This window comes from Niastella vici (assembly GCF_002077945.1).
Lineage (GTDB): Bacteria > Bacteroidota > Bacteroidia > Chitinophagales > Chitinophagaceae > Niastella > Niastella vici.
In genome coordinates this window covers 20,335-40,802 of the sequence record NZ_LVYD01000059.1, presented here as the reverse complement: position 1 = coordinate 40,802, position 20,468 = coordinate 20,335, and the positions used below count along the sequence as shown (strand labels likewise).

The following is a 20,468-nucleotide window of genomic DNA, read 5'->3' as shown; positions in this document are numbered from 1 at the left end:
ACATGATGACCCGTCAATTCGTTTAAGTAAAGGTCCCCCGGGTCCCGATAGCTATCGGGAGGGAAGGCCTTCATATGGAATCAGGCGATGAAACTGCTTGCTGTTTTAAGGTAAGCACCCATACGATCAACACCTTCCTATGCATTTACTACCGGAACGCCTAAATAGGCTTCCGTGTAATAAACGCCTGATTTATATAACTGATCTTTTTGTTGCTGGGTCAAATTAAAATCAGTGGCTGCAATACCGAAATCATCGATCTTCACCGTTCTTTTCTCCATCGATTCGTTATTGTCGAAATCAATATCCTGCGAATCAATCACCGTTTCGAACAACACCTTGCAATAATCAACAGGCTGATCATAACTCAGCGAATTGGGTTTTTTATTCCCATTGCGATCGTATAAATAAAAGCCCAGGGTTTGGGGATTATCGGGTTGCTGTGGCGAATCGAACACCGTGAGCGGATAATTCAACACCACACCACCATCGACATATATATGATTGTCGGGCAAATTATTACTGAATTTCCAGGCTTTAAAGAACAACGGGATCGACATAGACGCCCTTACTGCTTCGCAAACGGGCACGTTGGGCGTATCAATATGCGAGAACTGTTTTATGTCGTAAATGTTGAGGTCGGTGGCAAATACAAACAACCCAACGCCGGTTAATTTATACAGATCGGCAAACGTAATGTTGGGTTGGTTATTTGTTCGGTTGGCGATCATTTTCTGGATCCAGTACAAAAAAGTATTGCCTTTGTATAACCCGTATTCTGTGGGTATGCGAAGCGGGTCCCAGCCATCTTCAAAATGTTTGAAGTCGAGGTTCATGATGATCGACTTAAGCTCCGGCGCCGGATAACCCAGGGCTACCAGGGTAGCCGTTATAGCCCCGGCCGAAGTGCCGGCTACCTGTTTTATTTGGGGCATAATACCGCAATCGGTAAGTACCTGCAGGGCGCCCGCATATGCTATCCCTTTAACGCCGCCACCTTCGAAAACGAGGTTGGTAAATTGGTAAGACATCGTTTACATTTTAATGGTTAATCCCGACTAAAGCCGGGACAGGTTGTAATAGAATGCCGTGATAAGAGCCGTCATAGAAGCGGGCCGCTGCTTTTTAAAAATTGATCAATATCATTTTATTCGGGTACTATCTTGATGCCAGATAATAAAAAGCAGCCCTGCAGGAACCATTTAGCATTTGGATCCCTTCGAGGGATGCTTAAAAGTAATTAAAATCGGTTATACTGCAGATATTTTTTATTTCGTATGTATATGCAGTTAACAGTTAGTGTGCGATTTTATCCAACTTCTTCTGAATGACCTGCTTATCCGTATTCGTTTTTGCCAGGGCCAGCGCCTGCTGAAAATGCTGAATGGCTTTGCGGTTATTGATACCGGTATACAATTCGCCCAGTAGCGTAAAATAAAAGTGGTTGTTGGTGAGCTGCAGTTTTTCTGCTTCAATAATGGCTTCGGGTGCGCCGTTTGCTTTTGACAGGGCAAAGGTGCGGTTGAGGGCCGCAATGGGGGAGTATTCTATTTGCAATAAACGGTTGTACAATTGTAAAACGGCTTCCCATTTTTCTTTGGTATCGTCTTTTTGGGTGTTCCAGTAGGCAATGGCGGCTTCGAGGTGGTACTTCGAAAGCTGGTTGCCACTGGCCGAACAATTCAAAAAGTAGCCGCCTTTGCTGATGAGGTCGGCATCCCACAGGCTGGTATCCTGTTCTTCGTACAAGATCAGTTCGCCATTGCGGTCAAGGCGTGCTTCGAACCGGGAAGCATGAAAGCACATGAGTGACAGCAATGCATTCACCGGCGGTTTGTTGGTATGCTTGTTTTCAACCAGCATATAACAAAGCCGCATGGCTTCGAAGCATAATTCTTTACGCAACGTTTTATTATTGCTCACTGAATAATAGCCTTCGCTGAACAGCAGATAGAGCGTGGCCAGTACGGTTCCCAGCCGTTCATCTATTTGTGCCAGTTCAGGAAGTTCGATAGCAATATTTTCTGAGCGCAATTTTTCTTTGGCGCGGAACAGGCGTTTGTTGATGGTTTCCTTGTTACTGAGAAAAGCGTCGGCTATTTCTTCGATGCCAAATCCGCACAAAATTCGCAGCGATAAACCGATCTGCGCTTCGGTGGCAATGGCCGGGTGACAAATGGCGAACATCATTTGCAGCTGGCTGTCGTTGATGTTCTGGGGGCTAAGGTCGATCTCATAGGCCGGCATGGTTGACGTGTCTTCGTTGACTGCCGGATCCTTCACTACTTTATGATTGTAAACAGCCTGGCGTTTCAGAAAATTGCTGGCTTTGTTCTTTGCCACGGTATACAACCAGGCAACCGGATTTTGCGGTATGCCCTGCAATCCCCAGGTTTGGGCCGCCGTCATGAAGGTTTCGCTTGCAATATCTTCCGCTGTTTCTATTTGTTCAAAGCCAAAACGTTTACACAATACAGCAATGATCTTCCTGTATTCGGTCCTGAACAAATGTGGTATTAATTCGGGTTGTTGCATGTTCAAGGTTTCCAGTTACCGGGTACCAGTTACCAGTAACTGGTACCCGGTAACTGGTATCCAATAGCTTTATTACATTGGGCTTATTTCCCTTACTTCTACATTACCGCCCTGGGTAAAGACGGGGCAGCCCTTAGCTAATACAATGGCTTCTTCATACGAATTGGCTTTGATAATGGAATACCCACCAATTGATTCCTTGATCTCGGCATACGGTCCGTTAGTGACAGTGCTTTCGTTTTTAACCACTTTACCTGATGCCGCCAGCCGTTGTCCACGGTCGGTTAGTTTGTTTTGCGCGGCAATGCTGCCGATCCAGTCCATCCAGCGCTTCGTCATGGCGGCTGCTTCTTCAGGCGTACGGTCGGGAATAGTAGTGTAATCAGCGCGGTATACCAATAAATAATCTTTCATTGTTTGTATTTGATTTAATAGTGGTTGTTGTTATTTATGGGTGCCATCGTTTTTGGCGATCCGCCTTACTTCCACACTGTTGCCTTCGCCCTGTAATACGGGACAACCTTTGGCGAATTCAACGGCCTCATCAAATGAATCGGCTTTTACGATCATTTGTCCGCCAATGGTTTCCTTGATCTCGCCAAACGGCCCGTCGGTAACTACTCCATGCGGCCATACTACTTTGCTGCCGTCGAATAGTAAACCGGTGCCGCTCACGAATTTGCCTTTTGCAGAAATGGCGCCGATCCAGTCCATGGTTTGTTTCATCCAGATCTGCATTTGTTCCGGTGAGGCGATCTTCGCTCCGTCCTGGTGCCGTAAGATCAACATATACTCTTCCATGTTTTCAGGTTTTAATGTTATAGTAATTGTTATTGAATATAATTATTATACCCTTATAACAATTGAACAAAGACCGATTGGACAACCCGGTGAAAATATTTTTTTCTTTTTTAATTGTTTCAATTTCTTTTCGTTAAAACGGGTTACCCTAAAAATAGGCTGAAGTTAGCCCGCCACTCATGTATTCTAATTTTTGGTTTGCTCAATATGGTGTAACTTATAAGGACACTAAAAAACTAAGCTATGAGAAAAGCAGCGTTAGCCGGCGTGGTATTCGTTGCCTGCGGGTTTGCAACGAGTGCCCAGTTCTCCGTTACACCCAGAGTGGGTATTGAACAAGCTTTTACCTGTGTACAGTACAACAACACGAAAGGTATAAAACCTATGTGTTCAAACATTTCTCCGCAAGTAGGCCTTCGAATGGATTACCTTATTAATAAAACACATGGCCCCTTTGTTGGGGTAGCCACCAACCGGTCGGTGGTCACGTATGAATTTACCAATCCCGAAACCGGCGCCAGTGAATTTACCTCATCGCAGGGCGACTGGAAGTTGCGGCTGGAAGCCGGTTACCAGGTAAGCAGCAAGCCCATTAATTTGGGTAGAACCGCAAAGCCGGCTACAGGGAAAGCTCCCGGGGCCTTCACTACACCCTGCGCTGCGCGGAAGATGATGCTGGAACAGGCGAACGCCAACCCGGTCAAAAAACCGGTTATGAATGTGCGGATACAACCTTATGCCGGTATGGCGGTTGTGCCCAATCCGGTAACGGCTATCAGCAGCACTGTAAAATCGAATGAAACCGTGTACCAGTACAGCGCCGGTAACTGGAACTCGGCCATTATCACCGGGGTTAACCTGGCATTTGCCAAAGGCAATGTGAGCAAATATGTGGTAGGGCTGCAATACCTGATGGGGATCGGCAATTTAGGCCGGGAAACATTGGTAACGCCGCAGGATACCAAGCAACTCACTACGCAATTGAAATCGAATGCATCGGCCTGGAATATCACGGTTGGCATGCCGCTTAATTTCATGAAGAATAAAGAAGCCGCTCCGCCCAAAGCAGTGGAACTGCCAAAAAAAGTGGAAGCACAAAAAGCTGTTGAAACACCGGCTCCACCAGCCCCTGCGCCTGTGCAGGAGAAAAAGCACTCGTGCGGATATTATAGGAGCAGATGCGGATATTAATGATTTCTGATTTAGCGATTTTTAGATTTTGGGATTTTATCAGGTTCGGCCTGTTGCGAAATCTCAAAATCCCCCAATCTCCAAATCAGCAATATTATGATTTCTGATTTAGCGACTTTTAGATTTTGGGATTTTATCAGGTTCGGCCTGTTACGAAATCTCAAAATCCCGAAATCTCAAAATCAGTCATATCAAATCAGGGATCAGATAACGCCTTGTATACGTTGGTTGCAGGGCGTTTTTTATTGGTGTCAACTATGCCTGAAGCATGTACTGTCCTTGTGGCAAAACAAACATTTTTAGCCTGTTTTTCCTGCACTCTGCCAGGTGGCAGTGACTGGGGTATTTCCGTTAGGTTGTGGTTTGGTTGTGGTCGTATTGTGGTAATATTAGATTAACCTTTTCTTTACCCCTTAGGTAATAAAAAGGAAATGAAAAGGTAAAGGCAATATTACCCTAACCAAAGGGCAACCGAAAGAAGGGGAGAAGAAAAGGTAACCAGGGGTATTGAAAAGGAGAAGCGGAGGTAACCAGGGGGTAACAAAAAGGAGAAGAATACCTAAGCAGGAGGTTAAGAAAAGGTAACCAGGGGGTAAAGAAATAGAAATTGTCCCATTTAAATCAACAGATTATGAAACGCGAGGTAATAATGAGGTAACTGCGAGGTAAAGGGCCCCCTTAAGGGGCTGTGGGGGGTATCACTTTCTCTTCCAGCCAATTAATATCACCCCGATGATAACCAGCACCGTGCCCGCAATTTGCGCCGGAAAGATCTTTTCGCCCAGAATAAAATGCGCCTGAATGATCGTTGAAACCGGACCAACTGCCGAAATGATGGCCACGTTGTTACTGCCGATCCGTTTCATGCCATGCGACATCATAAACGTGGGCAGCACTGTTGCCACTACTGCCAGCACTATGCCATACCAGATGTGGCTGGGTGATTTCGTCAACAGTTGCAGGCTGCTGCCGCTTAGCGCAAAATGTGCAAACACCCCGGCGGTTGACGACAGCATGGCATATGCGGTAAAACGGGTAACGCCAACCGTTGGTATCAGGCGGCCGCTTCCAACAATATACACGCTGTAGGTAATGGAGCATAAAAAGATAAGAAAGCTGCCCCAGATAAAATGCGGATTGCTGACATCGATGCGTAGTTCACCAAAGTAGGCGATGGCAATGCCGGTATAGGTGAGCATCAGGGCGATCTTCTGGGTGCGAACCACAGGTTGTTTAAAAACAACGGCATTGATAAAAACGGCAAAGGTGGGATACAGGAAGAGGATCAAACGTTCCAGTCCGGCCGTTACGTATTGCAGCCCAATAAAATCGAACAGGCTGCTGAGGTAATAACCAAAAAGCCCGAGGCCAATAACGCCCAGCCACTGGCGGCTGGTAAGCGGGGTAAGGCCTTCCCGGCGGGCCAGCCATACCGCAGCCAAATAAAAGGGAAGGGAAAAGCTCATGCGCAGCATAAGCAGGGTAAGGGCATCCATAGACGTGTGCGCAAAAGCCACTTTTACAATGATGGCTTTTGTGGAGAACAGGATGGAGCCTATTATGGTAATGAGAAAACCCGCTAATGTTACAGTATGTTTTTTCCCTTCCAAATATTGTACTTATACAGATACATTAAAATCTCTCAGTGCGTCATTCAAACTTGTTTTCAGGTCAGTGCTTGGTTTACGCTGACCAATGATGAGCGCACAGCTTACATGGTATTCGCCGGCAGGGAATTTTTTAGCATAGGTACCAGGTATTACCACACTGCGTGCAGGTACCCGTCCTTTGTATTCAACGGGGGTGTTACCGCTTACATCTATGATCTTGGTACTTTGTGTTAATACAACGTTGGCGCCCAGTACGGCTTCTTTTTCAACCACTACACCTTCCACTACAATACAACGGCTGCCTACAAAACAACCATCTTCAATTATAACAGGGCTGGCCTGTAAAGGTTCCAGCACACCGCCAATACCTACGCCGCCGCTCAAATGCACGCCTTTGCCGATCTGTGCGCAGCTGCCCACAGTAGCCCAGGTATCGACCATAGTGCCTTCATCAACATATGCGCCGATATTCACATAAGAAGGCATCAGCACCACGTTTTTGGCGACATAGGCGCCATAACGCGCTACGGCATGGGGTACGGCACGTACGCCCAGCTCTTTATAATTTTTCTTGAGCAGCATTTTGTCATAGAACTCAAACGGCTCCAGGTTCCAGGTTTGCATGGGCTGAATGCCGAAATATAGCAGGATAGCCTGTTTTACCCACTCATTCACCACCCATTTATCATCGGTGGGCGCCGCCACGCGTAAACGGCCTTTATCTACTTCTTCAATTACAGCTTTTACCGCATCGGTATATTTTTTTTCTTTTAATAACTCGCGGTTGCCCCAGGCTTCCAGGATCAGATCTTGCATTTCTTTAATTTTTTGCAAACATACAGTACAGATCATAAATCGGTTATAAAACCTGGGGCTTTTTGACGGTTTTTGCTATTTTTATCGCTTTCTAAACCCTTGAAGAATGCGTGTAATGATCTTTATCCTGCTTTCTTTTTTGAGTTTGCAGGTATTGGCCCAGCATAAACAATTTGAGCTGCCAGTTGGCTGGCAGGGAAACAGGATCGAACTACAAACTATTTCAGATAAAAACAAGCAACATAGCTGCCTTTTAATTGTGAACAGCGATAGCCTCAGGGGCTTTCTATGCAATAACCAGCTGCGCATTGTCAGGGAATTCAGTTTGCCCGTTAAACCGGGAGAAAAGCTGCTGGGCGGTATGTTGCGTGATTCTTCTGTATATGTTTTTCTTCAGCAAAAGGATAAAGATGAGCTGCATAGCTGGGCTTTTAATGTAATGACCAAAAGAATAACTGAACGTGTTTTCCCATTTGATATAAAAAAGGAAAAGGCGGTGACCTATATTAGTGGAGGCAACCACTTTTTGTATATAACTGCCGACAATAGAACTACTGAATTAACTGTGTACGACTTTACCAGTGAGCGGGATTTCACGTCTGTCAGGCATAATTTTTCAGAAAAGCAATGGAACGATCTGATCACTGGCGGAATATTCAACCATACAGTAAAGCTTGAAAAAATTGACCAGGAAGGGGATTGCGATCTGGATGCGGTGGTTAAACCCAATAAGATCTACATACGAAATGATACGTTACTTCTATTGATGAATAATCACATAGATTCAACCCATGTATGCTGCTTCGATCTAAAGCAACATGTGGTGAGCTCCTGGGTCATTGATCACAATCCCGGTCAGCCTTCGGCAAAAAAAGTTTCTTATTCTGATAACTCATTTCTTTTTCGCAATAAATTGTATTACGTGCGGGCTACCACCGATAGTTTGCTGATACAGGTAGTTGACCTGTATACGCGAGCGATCGATAAATCGTTTTCAACAGGAGGCGATGAGCCCATTCCTTTTAAAAATACCCCGATCTTTCAGGAAGGCAGCAGAAGTAGTAAGAGCGAATTGCGTGATGTTGGCAAAAGGCAATTACTTCGAAAAATGGTGAATGGGGCTGCAGTGATCACCGCCAAACCTTATGACAATAACCAGATTGAAGTGGTGGTAGGCTCCTATGCAAAAGTGTATGGAGGGAATAAGGATAATAATCCTGCATATATGGCATCGCCCAATTACGTAGGAGGCCCAATGCTGTTCCCTGTAAGGAATGTATCACGTGAAAGCTGGTCGAAATCGGTACATTTTAAAATGCTGCTGAATGCCGGCAATTATTCGCATATGGAAGGGGATATAGGCAGTTCTATTAATGAACGAATTGAACGTTATACGGGAAATTTAAAGATACCGGCTGAGTCTGAAAGCCTGTTCATGAACAACGGGACTTATTACTACGCATATTACGACCTGGAAGTGCGCAAACTGGTGGTTATTAAGTTTTAAGACCAATATAGCCGGTTGCGCGGTATTGGCATTTTGCCCCTACATTTGCACCATGGATTTTTCACATGATGTTGATCATTGTTTAAAAGTACTGCAGGGTGGGGGACTGATCCTTTACCCAACCGATACCATCTGGGGCATTGGCTGCGATGCCACCAATGCAACGGCGGTGAACCGCATTTTTAACCTGAAACAACGGCCCGAAACAAAAAGCATGATCATTTTGCTGGCCGATGAAAAGGAACTGATGCACTACGTGGCGCATATCGATCTGCAGGTATTTGATTACCTGGCTAAAACCAAAAAGCCTACTACTGTCATTTATGATGGGGCCATTGGGCTGGCCGATAATGTGATCAATGCCGATGGTACAGTGGCCATCCGCATCGTTAAGGACCCGTTCTGCAAGCATTTGATCAAACGGTTCCGCAAACCAATTGTTTCTACTTCGGCCAATTTGTCGGGCGATCCCTCGCCGGCCACCTTTCACGATATTATGCCGGGGATTTGGCAGGGCGTTGATTATATTGTACACCACAGGCAAAAAGATACCACGGCGCATGCACCCTCGGCCATCATTAAGTGGAATAAGGATGGAAGCGTTACCGTGATCAGGGAGTAAAACAAACCCAAACAAGTAATGAAATTTCTCGTAATACAAACGGCGTTCATTGGCGATGTAGTGCTGGCAACCGGCATTCTGGAAAAACTGCACCGGCATTTTCCTGATGCTGAAATTGATTTTCTGGTAAGAAAAGGCAATGAAGGCCTGCTGCAAAACCATCCGTACCTGCATGAATTGCTGATCTGGGATAAAAAGAACGGCAAGCTGAAAAATTTATTCAGGCTGCTGGGGAAGATCCGCAAACGCCGGTACGATAAAGTGATCAATGTGCAGCGGTTTGCCGCCACCGGTATACTCACCGCTTTTTCGGGCGCCCGCGAAAGAATTGGTTTCGACAAGAACCCACTGAGCTGGTTGTTCGATAAAAAGATACCCCATGTGATCAGCGATGTGCACAATCCTATTCATGAGGCAGACCGCAATAATGAACTCATTCGGGCTTTTACAAATGAGGAGGTAATGAAGCCCCGCTTATATCCTTCAGCACCGGATGAAGCGGCCGTACAGGGATATAAAAAACTTCCTTATATCACTATTTCACCGGCCTCGGTATGGTTCACCAAGCAATTCCCGAAAGATAAATGGATCAGCTTTGCAAAGGAAGTGCCGGCGAATTATACCATCTACCTGTTGGGCGCGCCCGGCGATGCCCCATTGGCAGAAGAGATCCGCAATGGGGGCATAGTGGCCACCGTGGTAAATTTATGCGGGAAGTTGAGTTTTTTACAATCGGCCGCCCTTATGAAAGATGCCGCCATGAATTATGTAAATGATTCGGCCCCCATGCATTTCGCTTCCTCGGTAAATGCACCGGTCACTGCAGTATATTGTTCAACCCTGCCTTCATTCGGGTTTGGCCCCTTATCGGATAAACGCTTTATTGTAGAGATACAGACGCCATTACCCTGCCGCCCATGTGGATTACATGGCAGGCCTGCCTGTCCGCTGGGCCATTTTAAATGCGCCTACGGGATCACCAATGAACAACTATTAAGTAGTTTATAATTACATTTGTCGCTGATGGAAATAAAGTGCAACGATAAGGAATTGTTTGTATTTAAAAAGATCGCGCATGCTGCTGCAGAACTCGGTGTACCTGCCTATGTGATCGGTGGTTTTGTGCGCGATAAATTGCTGGGGCGCGCCACCAAGGATGCCGATATTGTTTGTGTGGGCGATGGCATTCAGCTGGCGCATAAGGTAGCCGAGCGGTTCCAGCCAAAACCTTCTGTATCGTTCTTCAAGAACTTTGGCACGGCGCAAATAAAACTGAAACATTTTTACGAAGCCAATTTTGGTGAAGTACATCTTATTGCCGAAAACAATGGCCAGGAAGCAGTGGAAAACCTTGCTGAACCTGCTGCCGAAGAAAACGGGGACGTGCCGCATGAAAAGTCGGCCCTCGAAATAGAATTTGTGGGCGCGCGCAAAGAGAGCTATCGCTATCACAGCCGCAACCCAGAAGTGTTGCCGGGTACGTTAAAAGACGACCAGGACAGAAGGGATTTTACCATCAATGCCATGGCCATTTCCCTGAATGAAGCAGATTATGGCACGCTCATAGATCCTTTTAACGGATTGCAGGATCTGGAAAGAAAGATCATTCAAACCCCGCTCGATCCCGATACCACATTCAGTGACGATCCGCTGCGTATGATGCGGGCCGTTCGGTTTGCCGCGCAGCTGAACTTTACCATTGCACCGGCTACCTTCCAAAGCATAAAGGACCATGCAGAACGCATCAGGATCATTTCGCAGGAACGCATTACAGAAGAGCTGAATAAAATATTATTAAGCGCCAAACCTTCGGTTGGGTTCGATCTGTTGTATCAAAGCGGGTTATTGCATATTATTTTTCCCCAGCTGGTTGACCTCGTGGGCGCTGAATACATTGATGGGCTGGGGCATAAAGATAATTTCTATCATACCCTGCAGGTAGTGGATAATATTTCGCGCAATACCAGCGACCTGTGGTTGCGCTGGGCAGCTTTGCTGCACGATATTGGTAAACCCCCCACCAAAAAATTTGAAAAAGGCCATGGGTGGACGTTTCATGGGCATGAAGTGGTGGGTGGCCGAATGGTGCCGCGTTTGTTTGCCAAATTAAAACTGCCACAGAATGAAAAGCTGCGTTTTGTAAAGAAGCTGGTTGAACTGCACCTGCGACCTATTAGTTTAACCAAAGAGAATATCACTGACTCTGCCATACGCAGATTGCTGTTCGATGCCGGTGATGATATTGATTCATTGATGTTGTTGTGTGAGGCTGACATTACATCAAAGAACAAACAAAAAGTGATCCGTTTTCTCGAGAACTTTGAACTGGTGCGCCACCGCCTGCGCGAAGTGGAGGAGAAGGACCGCATCCGCAACTGGCAACCACCCATTACCGGTGAAATAATTATGGATATATTCGGTCTGAGCCCCTGTAAAATAGTGGGCGACCTTAAAAGCAGCATCCGTGAAGCCATTCTGGATGGAGAAATTGATAATACTTACGACGCTGCATATGATTTTATGATGAAAAAAGCAGCAGAATTGGGGTTGAATGTTGTCAATAAGAACGCTACCGGCAACTGACCCGGAATTGACCTGTATACGGTAATTTCCAGAACAATTTATTGTTTTATTTGCATAAATCAGTATCACTGTGTATGTTGGGCATTTTGTTACTATGTAAATGCGACTTAAATTGCATACTTTGATAGTTGGGGAATTGTCTTATTTTTGACTCTTGGGGTGACAGGTTAGATGCTCCGGACAATTGATACAATGGCTGGCACGATTATAGAGAAACATTTTACGGATAAGCTCAGGATTCAGCACTGGGCGTAATTAAAAATCTGAAATAAGTAACCTGAAATATATAGTATGGCGGTTTTAAAATTCAGAATATATTTTGAGGAAGATGACAGTATTTACCGGGATGTTGCGATCAAGCACACACAAACTTTTTTGCAATTACACCAGGTGATCCTGAAGTCGTATGAGTTTGATAGCAAACATCAGGCTACCTTTTATCGCAGCAATGATAACTGGCAACGCGGTCGCGAGATCAGTTTGGCCAATTACGATAAACCGTATAAAGTGGCGCCATTGCTGATGGAAAGTACGCCCATAGGTACAGAGATCAAGGATCCCAATCAGAAATTTATATACGTATACGATTTTGTAAAGAACTGGAGCTTCCTGGTTGAGCTCATCAGTGTGTCGAAAGAAGAAAGCAGCAAGATCGATTACCCCGCCGTAATAAAATCGGAAGGTATTGCGCCTTCGCAATATGGCACCAAGGGCATCGCCGGTGACAAGCTCACCGAGATGGAAGAAAAATACGATCTGAAAGCCGGTACCGAAGGTTTCGGCACCGAAGGCGATGAAGAGGATGAGGAACTGGGTTTAGGCGAGGAAGCAGAAGAAGGTGGTCAGGACGACGAAGTTTGATTGCTGATTTAGGGATTTATAGATTTTTTGATTTTATTATTTTCGAAACTCACAAGTATATTCAGATCTCTAAATCTCAAAATCCCGAAGTCCCGAAATCTCAAAATTTGTTGTGGGTTCTATACAAGCTCAGACAAATAATATGAAAGAAAAAATTTGCGTGATCATAGCCGGGCCCACCGCAGTGGGTAAAACGGCCGTAGCTATTGAAGTAGCCCGTCATTTTAATACCGCCATCATTTCTGCCGACTCCCGGCAATGTTTTAAAGAAATGAATATTGGCGTTGCCAAACCTTCTACAGAAGAGCTGCAACAGGTACACCATTACTTTATTGGTTCCCATTCCATTCACGATAAGGTGAATGCTGTTGAATTTGAGCAATACGCATTACAGGCAGCCGGGGAAATATTTCAGCAGCATGATATAGCTGTTGTTACCGGCGGCACCGGTTTGTATATAAAAGCTTTTTGCGAAGGGCTCGATGATATGCCACCTGTTTCACTCACCATCAGGCAGGCCATTACCGAACAATACGAACAGCAGGGGCTGGCCTGGTTGCAACAACAGGTGCAGCAACACGACCCATTGTATTATGATACCGGCGAAATACAAAACCCGCAACGGCTTATCCGGGCGCTGGAAGTAAAACAGGCAACGGGTGTATCTATACGTACTTACCAACAGGGGAAAAAAGCGGTTCGTCCATTCCGGATTATAAAACTGGGATTGGAATTGCCCAAACCTGAATTGCATGCGCGCATTAATGCCCGTGTTGACAACATGATGAAGCAGGGGCTGCTGCAGGAAGTAACAGCGCTTGTTCCCTTTAAAAACCTGAATGCCCTGCAAACAGTAGGGTATTCGGAGGTTTTTGACTACCTCAACGGAAAAATATCACTGCCACATGCCATTGAGCAAATAAAAACAAATACCCGCCACTACGCCAAACGCCAGATGACCTGGTTTAAGAAGGATGAAGCGATACAATGGTTTTCTCCCTATGATGTTAACGAATTGATCTCTTATTGTGAAAGTAAGCGTATATAGTATCAGTTACAGGTTGCAAGTTGCAGGTTGCAGGGCTTTGTTTGCAGATCCCTGCTTTTAGCTTGCATCCTGTTTTCTTCTTATGAAGTTCGCCGCAATGTTTTTCCCCGTAACCTGAAACCTGTAACTTTCCCGTTTTCAACTCACACTTGCCCATACAGATAAACATATTCACCTAACCACTACTAAGTTTATTGAATATCCCCCAACAATACCCGCGCAAATACTTTCAAACCGCATTTCTTATAACCATCTTTACACCACGAAGCAAAGAAAAAAAGGCGAATTTAATAGTCCGTATTTTAATCCGTAGCAACCCTGAAAACAGTGAAGGAAAAGGCGATGGTTACACCCTTTAAAAAAAAGACCCTCCCGCGAGCCGGGAGGGTTTCCTTTTGTTACTAGTTGATGGAAAAGGCAGACGTGGTAACAAAAAAATCGTTAACGCAAGCCGGTTATAACTTGAAGCCAAATGTGAGCAATATTTGCCCTATCTGGCTTTTAAGATCAGCATAAGTGTTTTGTTTGGGTGGTGCTACCCGGTAAGGGAAATTCACATCATTGATGATCGTGTGCACATATGTAAGATCAATGAAGACCCCTTTATCGCGATAGCCGAGGCCGCCACTAAGCACGTGCTTGCCGGCCTTTAATACTTCATCTTCGTAGGGATTGCCATAATGGGCATAACCCAGCCGCACCATAAATGGATTGAGCTTCAATTCGCCGCCTACCCTGAAGTTAAAGGCGCTTTTATACATTTGTTTTACCACTTTGTTCACGCCTTCGTAATACGAATCATCATTGGCATTGTCTTCGGCAGAACTGAGCCGTGATGAGCCATACGTTACATACTCGGCATCTGCGGTAATAAATCCTACCTGCTGGGTAACATCTTCCACTGCATTAATGATGTAGGTGCCGCTCACTATGAATTTCCAGGGTGTGCTGAGGTTGTATTTATAAATGGGTTCCCGCCCGTAATAATCAGAGGTGATGCTGTCGACCCCGGGATCATTGGGACCAAACAGCTTTTCTACATCGGTCACCATCTTGGTCCATAATTTATCTTTCAGCCCATAGAGCGTAGGGGTGTGAATGGCAACACCGGCCCGCACGTTGGGAACAGGTTTGAATATGATGCCCAGCTTGGCGTTCAACCCAACACCCGTGGTCGTTAATTTTTCTTCGTACCGCGAAAAGCCGAAGTTATTGGTAACATCCTTGTTTGGGTCACTCTCGGTGAACGTAAGCCTTCTTTCATACTTTACAATGGGCACGCCCACGCTACCGCCGATATAGAATTTATCCTGGTTGTTGCCGGCAAAACCAATGGCCAGTTCGGTAATACCGCCCCGGGTGGTTGTCTTTTGCTCCTGGTTAACCGAATTCAGGTATTCGGGCCGGCCTACCACCTGCAGTGAACCGCCTATAGTGGCGGTATCGATGAGGTAGGTGTAAATGGCCATTTTGGTACCCAGCGACAAATAGGGGCTGTACCGTACATCATTGATGGCAACGCCCGATTGCGAAAACTCATCTGCAAATTGTTCTGAATAGGAGCTGTGGTCGTTATTGCCTTTGTAATAGGTTGTATTGTTGAAATTGGCCGTGCGGTTAACTGCAATGCTGAAAGCCTTGCTTACCCATTTACTGCCGGGATCGCTGGTGGCCGAAACAAAGCCGCTGGTGCTTATATTGAACCGGTTAACATGGTCGCTGCTGGCTTCGGTTCCCCGGTATTCGCCGGTGCTGTGTGCCAGCGTAAAACCGGGCGTGAGTACAATTTCGCTCACTTTATAAAAGCCCAAACCGGCAGGGTTAATAAACATGGATGTTATTTCGCCGCCCAGGGAACCGCCGGCGCCGCCGATGGCCTGGTTACGGGCTGTTCCTGATGGCGCATGCCAGCTCAAACGCAGTACATCTTCGGGTACCTGAGCCACCGCCTGAATGCCAATCGATAAAAAAAGTGCTATAGTGAGGGTGTTCTTCATATGCAATTATTAAAAACGGCAAACCTGAAACGTAAAACGGTTAACGACGCGTTGCGAGGTAGTACACCGTTCATTTCATGTTTACCGTTAAAAAAAGCATTTATTACTGTAGTTAAACGTAGTCGCCTACAGGGATATAATCCAATATTGTTTTTTAAGGACTATTATATTTCTTATTCATTTGCCAGCCGGTTGGCCGGTTGCCGGTTAATGACCCCGGCTTGGTCTGCTGCCACCGCTGCTACCGCCACTACTTCCACCACTGCTGCCGCCATATGAACCGCCCGATGAAGAGGGGTTATACGACCTTACAGGCTGTGAAGAAGGTTGATAAGTAGGGGTGTTGTTGGAGCGCGAAGGCGTGTAATAGCTGTCGGTGCTCCGGTGCAAACCGCCCGATGAGTTGCTGTTATAATTGCTGTTGCTGGTGTTATACCGGCCATTCGACGACGAGTATATTGGTCTGCCGCCATTGCTGGTATTGCGGTTGTTATAATTCAAATTATTGGTGTAGGCATTCAGGTTAAACTGGCGCACTGACCTGTATACTGCCGGGTTGTCTTTGGGGCTGCCTACAATAACGGTGGTACAATACGGGTTGTAATAGCTGTTCCAGTAGTAATAACTGTTCCAGTAAGAATTGAACGACCATGGATTATAGTAAGCGTACGGGCCGTAACCATAATAAGAATAGGAGTAGGGGCTGCTAAAGCCATAGGGCGTATATGGGCTGTAAGCGCCATAATACCCGCCATTATATTGCCAGTCGTTATAACTATCGAAGGTGTTCCACCGGCTTCCATACTGCCGCATGCGCAGGTAATTGTCGTCGGGGTTGCTATTGTCATAGCGGCCATAGCTGCGGCCTTTTCTGTTGTTGTCAACAGTTACGTACGAATCATCCGATGCTGTACGGCCCGGTGAATAGTACACATCATCCGGAGTTTGTTGGGTGCGGTATACCGAACAACTGGATAAGGAAGCTATCGCTAGCAAAGCAGGAAGTATATTTCGAAACCTCATAGTAATGGTTTTAACGTTATAGAGTGCTACTTTTGCGTTTTTCCGAATTAAAGTTACAATAAAAAGACAGGCCCTGCCAGGAAATTATTGCAAGGCGATTGTTAAAATTTATCGATAAATCGCCTGATAATGAGGACGAAAGCAGGAAATTGCCGATCTGAAGCCGGAATACAGAAACTGACCTCCGGATTATAAAAACTAAAACATGAGCAAAGAGATCACCAGCCGAAGCACAGATTATTCGCAATGGTACAACGATTTGGTTATTAAAGGTGGCCTGGCCGATTATACCGATGTAAGAGGCTGTATGGTAATAAAACCTTATGGGTTTTCCCTTTGGGAGAACATGCGCGATGCCCTTGACAAAATGTTCAAGGATACCGGGCACGTGAATGCCTATTTCCCGCTGTTTGTGCCCAAAAGCCTGTTTGAGGCCGAGGAAAAAAATGCCGAAGGCTTTGCCAAGGAATGTGCGGTGGTTACCCATTACCGGTTAAAAGCCGATCCTTCCAAAAAGGGCGCCCTCATGGTTGATCCCGAGGCCAAACTGGAAGAAGAGCTGGTGGTTCGCCCCACCAGTGAGGCCATTATCTGGAAGACCTACAAAAACTGGATCCAATCGTACCGCGACCTGCCTTTGCTCATAAACCAATGGGCCAACGTAGTTCGTTGGGAAATGCGCACCCGCCTGTTCCTGCGTACGGCCGAGTTTTTATGGCAGGAAGGCCATACCGCGCATGCAACCGCCCAGGAAGCTGTGGCCGAAGCCGTGCAAATGCTGAACGTATATGCCGATTTTGTGGAGAACTGGATGGCATTGCCCGTGATAAAAGGAGTGAAAACCGAAAATGAACGTTTTGCCGGGGCGGTAGATACCTATTGCATTGAAGCCCTGATGCAGGATGGCAAAGCCCTGCAGGCCGGTACTTCGCATTTTCTGGGTCAGAATTTTGCCAAAGCCTTTGATGTAAAGTTCAGTGATAAAGATAATAAGCTCGATTATGTATGGGCCACCAGTTGGGGCGTAAGCACCCGCCTTATTGGCGCCCTGGTAATGGCGCACAGTGATGACGATGGGTTGATCCTTCCTCCCAAAATTGCACCGCACCAGGTGGTGATCGTGCCTATTTATAAAGGGGAAGAACAAAAAGCCAAAATAGATGTGAAAGTGCTGGAGCTGGTAAAACAGCTGAAAGCGCTGGGCATACGTGTAAAATACGACGATAACGACAATGCCCGTCCCGGCTGGAAGTTTGCTGAGTATGAATTGAAAGGCGTTCCGGTTCGCATTGCTTTAGGTTTAAGAGATCTGGAGAACAATACCGTAGAGCTGGCCCGCCGCGATACCAGGGAAAAACAAAGTGTATCGATGGACGGATTGCCTGAGCGTATTGTACAACTGCTCGCCGATATTCAGCAAGCCATTTATAACAAAGCGCAGGCTTATCGTGATGAACACATCACTACCGTAAATACCTGGGATGAATTTGTAAGCACCCTGAATGAAAAGGGCGGGTTTATTTCTGCCTTCTGGGATGGCACTGCCGAAACAGAAGATGCCATTAAAGAGAAAACGAAAGCAACCATCCGCTGCATACCATTGAACAATGCGCAGGAGGAAGGCGTTTGTGTTTTCTCGGGCAAACCCGCGAAGCAACGCGTGCTGTTTGCACAGGCTTATTAAAACAGGTTCTGCCCCGGCGGAATAAGAAATATTGATCATTGAGCATTGGCAGGCGGCTTATTGCCGCACCCAATGCTCAATTTGTTTATGCCGGGATGTTTTGTATTTTGTCGCTTTTATTCATTGTTAAACCCAAATTCCTTTATTAATGGAAACCTTAAATCAAACTGCACCAACCCAGGACCTTTTTTCCGGACTTCAGATCGACCATGAAAATAACTCCTATTTAAATGAGGTGGCCCGCTGGAGTAAATTTTTGTCAATTGTTGGTTTTGTATTTACGGGGTTAGGAACCTTAGGTCTGTTGATCTCTTTGTTCGCCCGTTCTTCTTACGAATCTTTTTACACGCCCTTTTGGCAACAGTCAGGAGCTGTTGTGGTAATGATCGGTCTTCTTTCATTATGCTTTTTTCCCTGTTTATACCTGTTCAAATTTTCGAACAAAATGAAGCTGGCCCTGCGTACTGATGATCAGTACTCAATGACAACTGCCTTCAAAAACCTGAAATCATATTTTAAGTTCGTAGGCATTTTTACGATCGTGATCCTGGCTATTTATGTGATCGTGATCATAGCCATGGTCATGTTGGCGAGCCGTAATTCCATGTTTTAATTCATTCGGAGATATCATAATCCCTTATTATTTTCGGGTATGGATAACCTGCCCGAAAATAATTTCTTTGAGCTTCCATTCCCCATAACTCCCCATTAGTTCCGCCCCATTTTCAGTAACTTGTATACGGCACGGTATACATCATCAATCAAAAAACACTGAAAATGGAACCATACAATCAGGCCGCTGCGGGGGGCCGTGATAATTTGTTTGAATTGCAGGTTGATCACCTAAGCATCAGTTACCTGGGCGAAACGGCCCGCTGGGCCAAATTTTTGTCGATAGTAGGGTTTGTTGCGTCTGGCGTGTTAATCATTTTGGCTTTATTTGCAGGAAACATATTCTCCAGTTTCTCGCGCCTGGGTAATTCTGATGTATTGAGTAGTTCCGTGGGCTTTGGTGGGACTCTCTTTTCTGTAATATGGATTGTAATAGCCCTCTTATACTTTTTCCCCTGTTTGTACCTGTTTAACTTTTCGAATAAAATGCAATCGGCGTTGCGCAATAACGATCAAACCAATTTGAACGCTGCATTCAACAACCTGAAATCCTGTTTCAAATTTGTAGGTATTCTCACCATTGTGTTCTTATCGTTCTACCTGCTGGGCACCGTTGTGGTGGTTTCGGTAGCGTCGATGATGCGGTAGATATTTCAGATTTCGGGATTTCGGGATTTTGAGATCTATAAAAATGCTGAACATAATAAAATCCCCAAATCTCAAAATCTCTAAATCAGAAATTAAACAGGCTGTATTCTAGTTCGTAGAATAGTAGTTATAATCCTTCAATAGCGTTTGCAAAAACTCCAGCGAATCCTGGTCGCTGTGCATTTTAAGTTTTGATTGAATGCGGTCGGCGATCTTGAGCGAGAGGTCGTAATCGTTCCGTTTCTTAACGGTTTCAATAATATTCTTCAGCGTATTAATATCGCGGTCGCTCAACTGCATCACCTGTGGATAGCGCGGCTGATAGGTACTTTCAACTTCGGTGAACACGGTATCCTGCCACGAAGTACGGTTCTTGAGATCAATTAAAATGGTGCCCGCCACCAGGTCGCCCAACCGTTGCGATTTGGGGGTTGCAATGGTGCAAATTAAACCGGCAAATAGGAACAACACCACCCACCAGGTTGAATAACCGCTCAGCGTTCCCAGCAACAGCAAAATGGGAAAATCAACAATGCGGAACAACCAGCGAATGAGGTACTGGCTCACAGACGGTTGTCCGCCCTGTATTGTCATCACTTTTATTTGCATGGCCATTTTACCAACGCTTTGTCCGTTCATCATGATCTCGGAGATCAGGTGATAAAAAATGAACGGCAGCATGAACAGCACCACGGGCCAGATCTCATTGTCCCAACTGAACCCCGCAATGGCATTCAGGAACTTGGTACCCAGCCACAGGTAGGTACCCTGTATGGTAACATCGATTATCCAGGCAAAAAAGCGGCGGTGGAACGGACTGAGGGCAAATTCCACTTCAATATTAAAACCGGTATCTAATTTTACGAGCAGCATATTATTTATTACAGCCTTTACGCTGGTGAACGCTGAGTTACAGGTTACAAGTTACAA

Annotated in this window: 19 protein-coding genes; 10 read left to right on the top strand and 9 right to left on the bottom strand. The window is 45.7% G+C overall.

Features of this window, described 5'->3' with window-relative positions:
- Positions 1–137 precede the first annotated feature (137 nt).
- From A3860_RS27315 to A3860_RS27300, 4 genes are all read right to left on the bottom strand, one after another.
- Positions 138–1,031 (bottom strand): patatin-like phospholipase family protein, encoded by an 894-nt coding sequence (locus A3860_RS27315; protein WP_081152452.1) that lies wholly within the window; start codon positions 1,029–1,031, stop codon positions 138–140.
- A gap of 265 nt (positions 1,032–1,296) precedes the next feature.
- Positions 1,297–2,535 (bottom strand): RNA polymerase sigma factor, encoded by a 1,239-nt coding sequence (locus tag A3860_RS27310; RefSeq protein ID WP_081152449.1) that lies wholly within the window; start codon positions 2,533–2,535, stop codon positions 1,297–1,299.
- Between the two features lie 72 nt (positions 2,536–2,607).
- Positions 2,608–2,949, bottom strand: coding sequence for a YciI family protein (locus A3860_RS27305; RefSeq protein ID WP_081152446.1), 342 nt, complete (start codon positions 2,947–2,949; stop codon positions 2,608–2,610).
- 30 nt (positions 2,950–2,979) lie between these two features.
- Positions 2,980–3,336, bottom strand: coding sequence for a YciI family protein (locus tag A3860_RS27300; RefSeq protein ID WP_081152443.1), 357 nt, complete (start codon positions 3,334–3,336; stop codon positions 2,980–2,982).
- A gap of 243 nt (positions 3,337–3,579) precedes the next feature.
- On the opposite strand from A3860_RS27300, the gene A3860_RS27295 reads away from it, so the two are divergent.
- Positions 3,580–4,527 carry a hypothetical protein gene (locus A3860_RS27295; RefSeq protein ID WP_081152440.1) on the top strand — a complete coding sequence of 316 codons (948 nt, stop codon included), beginning with the start codon at positions 3,580–3,582 and terminating at the stop codon, positions 4,525–4,527.
- A 698-nt stretch (positions 4,528–5,225) separates the two neighbouring features.
- On the opposite strand, the gene A3860_RS27290 is transcribed toward A3860_RS27295, so the two are convergent.
- Together A3860_RS27290 and A3860_RS27285 are read right to left on the bottom strand one after the other, a co-directional pair.
- Complete coding sequence (locus A3860_RS27290; protein ID WP_081152437.1) at positions 5,226–6,137, bottom strand: DMT family transporter; 912 nt, start codon at positions 6,135–6,137, stop codon at positions 5,226–5,228.
- Between the two features lie 9 nt (positions 6,138–6,146).
- Entirely contained in the window at positions 6,147–6,953 is an 807-nt protein-coding gene (locus A3860_RS27285; protein WP_081152635.1) for a 2,3,4,5-tetrahydropyridine-2,6-dicarboxylate N-succinyltransferase, read from the bottom strand.
- A 106-nt stretch (positions 6,954–7,059) separates the two neighbouring features.
- Here A3860_RS27285 and A3860_RS27280 point away from each other — a divergent pair, with 106 nt between their 5' ends.
- From A3860_RS27280 to miaA, 6 genes are all read left to right on the top strand, one after another.
- Positions 7,060–8,460, top strand: coding sequence for a hypothetical protein (locus A3860_RS27280; protein ID WP_081152434.1), 1,401 nt, complete (start codon positions 7,060–7,062; stop codon positions 8,458–8,460).
- A gap of 52 nt (positions 8,461–8,512) precedes the next feature.
- Positions 8,513–9,082, top strand: coding sequence for an L-threonylcarbamoyladenylate synthase (locus A3860_RS27275; protein WP_081152431.1), 570 nt, complete (start codon positions 8,513–8,515; stop codon positions 9,080–9,082).
- Positions 9,083–9,100: 18 nt separating this feature from the next.
- Positions 9,101–10,090, top strand: coding sequence for a glycosyltransferase family 9 protein (locus A3860_RS27270; RefSeq protein ID WP_081152428.1), 990 nt, complete (start codon positions 9,101–9,103; stop codon positions 10,088–10,090).
- 15 nt (positions 10,091–10,105) lie between these two features.
- Positions 10,106–11,665 (top strand): CCA tRNA nucleotidyltransferase, encoded by a 1,560-nt coding sequence (locus tag A3860_RS27265; RefSeq protein WP_081152425.1) that lies wholly within the window; start codon positions 10,106–10,108, stop codon positions 11,663–11,665.
- A 291-nt stretch (positions 11,666–11,956) separates the two neighbouring features.
- Positions 11,957–12,526, top strand: a complete 570-nt coding sequence (locus tag A3860_RS27260) for an IS1096 element passenger TnpR family protein (protein ID WP_081152422.1) — start codon at positions 11,957–11,959, stop codon at positions 12,524–12,526.
- Between the two features lie 142 nt (positions 12,527–12,668).
- Complete coding sequence (miaA, locus tag A3860_RS27255; RefSeq protein WP_081152419.1) at positions 12,669–13,574, top strand: tRNA (adenosine(37)-N6)-dimethylallyltransferase MiaA; 906 nt, start codon at positions 12,669–12,671, stop codon at positions 13,572–13,574.
- Between the two features lie 455 nt (positions 13,575–14,029).
- Here the strand turns inward: miaA and A3860_RS27250 are convergent, their stop codons facing one another.
- Complete coding sequence (locus A3860_RS27250; RefSeq protein ID WP_081152416.1) at positions 14,030–15,571, bottom strand: OmpP1/FadL family transporter; 1,542 nt, start codon at positions 15,569–15,571, stop codon at positions 14,030–14,032.
- 207 nt (positions 15,572–15,778) lie between these two features.
- On the bottom strand, positions 15,779–16,594 hold the full coding sequence (locus A3860_RS27245; RefSeq protein WP_081152413.1) for a hypothetical protein: 816 nt from the start codon (positions 16,592–16,594) through the stop codon (positions 15,779–15,781).
- A gap of 205 nt (positions 16,595–16,799) precedes the next feature.
- Here A3860_RS27245 and proS point away from each other — a divergent pair, with 205 nt between their 5' ends.
- The 3 genes from proS to A3860_RS27230 all read left to right on the top strand — a co-directional run bounded on the left by proS (position 16,800) and on the right by A3860_RS27230 (position 19,538).
- Positions 16,800–18,278, top strand: coding sequence for a proline--tRNA ligase (gene proS / locus A3860_RS27240; RefSeq protein WP_081152410.1), 1,479 nt, complete (start codon positions 16,800–16,802; stop codon positions 18,276–18,278).
- A 148-nt stretch (positions 18,279–18,426) separates the two neighbouring features.
- The gene (locus tag A3860_RS27235) at positions 18,427–18,891 is read left to right on the top strand and encodes a DUF5362 family protein (protein WP_081152407.1); all 465 of its coding nucleotides are present in this window, start codon (positions 18,427–18,429) and stop codon (positions 18,889–18,891) included.
- A 164-nt stretch (positions 18,892–19,055) separates the two neighbouring features.
- Entirely contained in the window at positions 19,056–19,538 is a 483-nt protein-coding gene (locus tag A3860_RS27230; RefSeq protein ID WP_081152404.1) for a DUF5362 family protein, read from the top strand.
- Positions 19,539–19,646: 108 nt separating this feature from the next.
- Here A3860_RS27230 and A3860_RS27225 read toward each other — a convergent pair whose 3' ends face one another.
- On the bottom strand, positions 19,647–20,411 hold the full coding sequence (locus tag A3860_RS27225) for an RDD family protein (RefSeq protein ID WP_081152401.1): 765 nt from the start codon (positions 20,409–20,411) through the stop codon (positions 19,647–19,649).
- Between the last annotated feature and the right edge of the window lie 57 nt (positions 20,412–20,468).

What these genes read in the sequence shown, in the direction of transcription:
- A3860_RS27265 (WP_081152425.1), top strand. Translation starts at nt 10,106, where the DNA reads ATGGAAATAAAGTGCAACGATAAGGAATTGTTTGTATTTAAAAAGATC.
- A3860_RS27250 (WP_081152416.1), bottom strand. Translation starts at nt 15,571, where the DNA reads ATGAAGAACACCCTCACTATAGCACTTTTTTTATCGATTGGCATTCAG.
- A3860_RS27305 (WP_081152446.1), bottom strand. Translation starts at nt 2,949, where the DNA reads ATGAAAGATTATTTATTGGTATACCGCGCTGATTACACTACTATTCCC.
- A3860_RS27300 (WP_081152443.1), bottom strand. Translation starts at nt 3,336, where the DNA reads ATGGAAGAGTATATGTTGATCTTACGGCACCAGGACGGAGCGAAGATC.
- A3860_RS27285 (WP_081152635.1), bottom strand. Translation starts at nt 6,953, where the DNA reads ATGCAAGATCTGATCCTGGAAGCCTGGGGCAACCGCGAGTTATTAAAA.
- A3860_RS27275 (WP_081152431.1), top strand. Translation starts at nt 8,513, where the DNA reads ATGGATTTTTCACATGATGTTGATCATTGTTTAAAAGTACTGCAGGGT.
- proS (WP_081152410.1), top strand. Translation starts at nt 16,800, where the DNA reads ATGAGCAAAGAGATCACCAGCCGAAGCACAGATTATTCGCAATGGTAC.
- miaA (WP_081152419.1), top strand. Translation starts at nt 12,669, where the DNA reads ATGAAAGAAAAAATTTGCGTGATCATAGCCGGGCCCACCGCAGTGGGT.
- A3860_RS27235 (WP_081152407.1), top strand. Translation starts at nt 18,427, where the DNA reads ATGGAAACCTTAAATCAAACTGCACCAACCCAGGACCTTTTTTCCGGA.
- A3860_RS27280 (WP_081152434.1), top strand. Translation starts at nt 7,060, where the DNA reads ATGCGTGTAATGATCTTTATCCTGCTTTCTTTTTTGAGTTTGCAGGTA.
- A3860_RS27310 (WP_081152449.1), bottom strand. Translation starts at nt 2,535, where the DNA reads ATGCAACAACCCGAATTAATACCACATTTGTTCAGGACCGAATACAGG.
- A3860_RS27225 (WP_081152401.1), bottom strand. Translation starts at nt 20,411, where the DNA reads ATGCTGCTCGTAAAATTAGATACCGGTTTTAATATTGAAGTGGAATTT.
- A3860_RS27315 (WP_081152452.1), bottom strand. Translation starts at nt 1,031, where the DNA reads ATGTCTTACCAATTTACCAACCTCGTTTTCGAAGGTGGCGGCGTTAAA.
- A3860_RS27230 (WP_081152404.1), top strand. Translation starts at nt 19,056, where the DNA reads ATGGAACCATACAATCAGGCCGCTGCGGGGGGCCGTGATAATTTGTTT.
- A3860_RS27260 (WP_081152422.1), top strand. Translation starts at nt 11,957, where the DNA reads ATGGCGGTTTTAAAATTCAGAATATATTTTGAGGAAGATGACAGTATT.
- A3860_RS27245 (WP_081152413.1), bottom strand. Translation starts at nt 16,594, where the DNA reads ATGAGGTTTCGAAATATACTTCCTGCTTTGCTAGCGATAGCTTCCTTA.
- A3860_RS27295 (WP_081152440.1), top strand. Translation starts at nt 3,580, where the DNA reads ATGAGAAAAGCAGCGTTAGCCGGCGTGGTATTCGTTGCCTGCGGGTTT.
- A3860_RS27270 (WP_081152428.1), top strand. Translation starts at nt 9,101, where the DNA reads ATGAAATTTCTCGTAATACAAACGGCGTTCATTGGCGATGTAGTGCTG.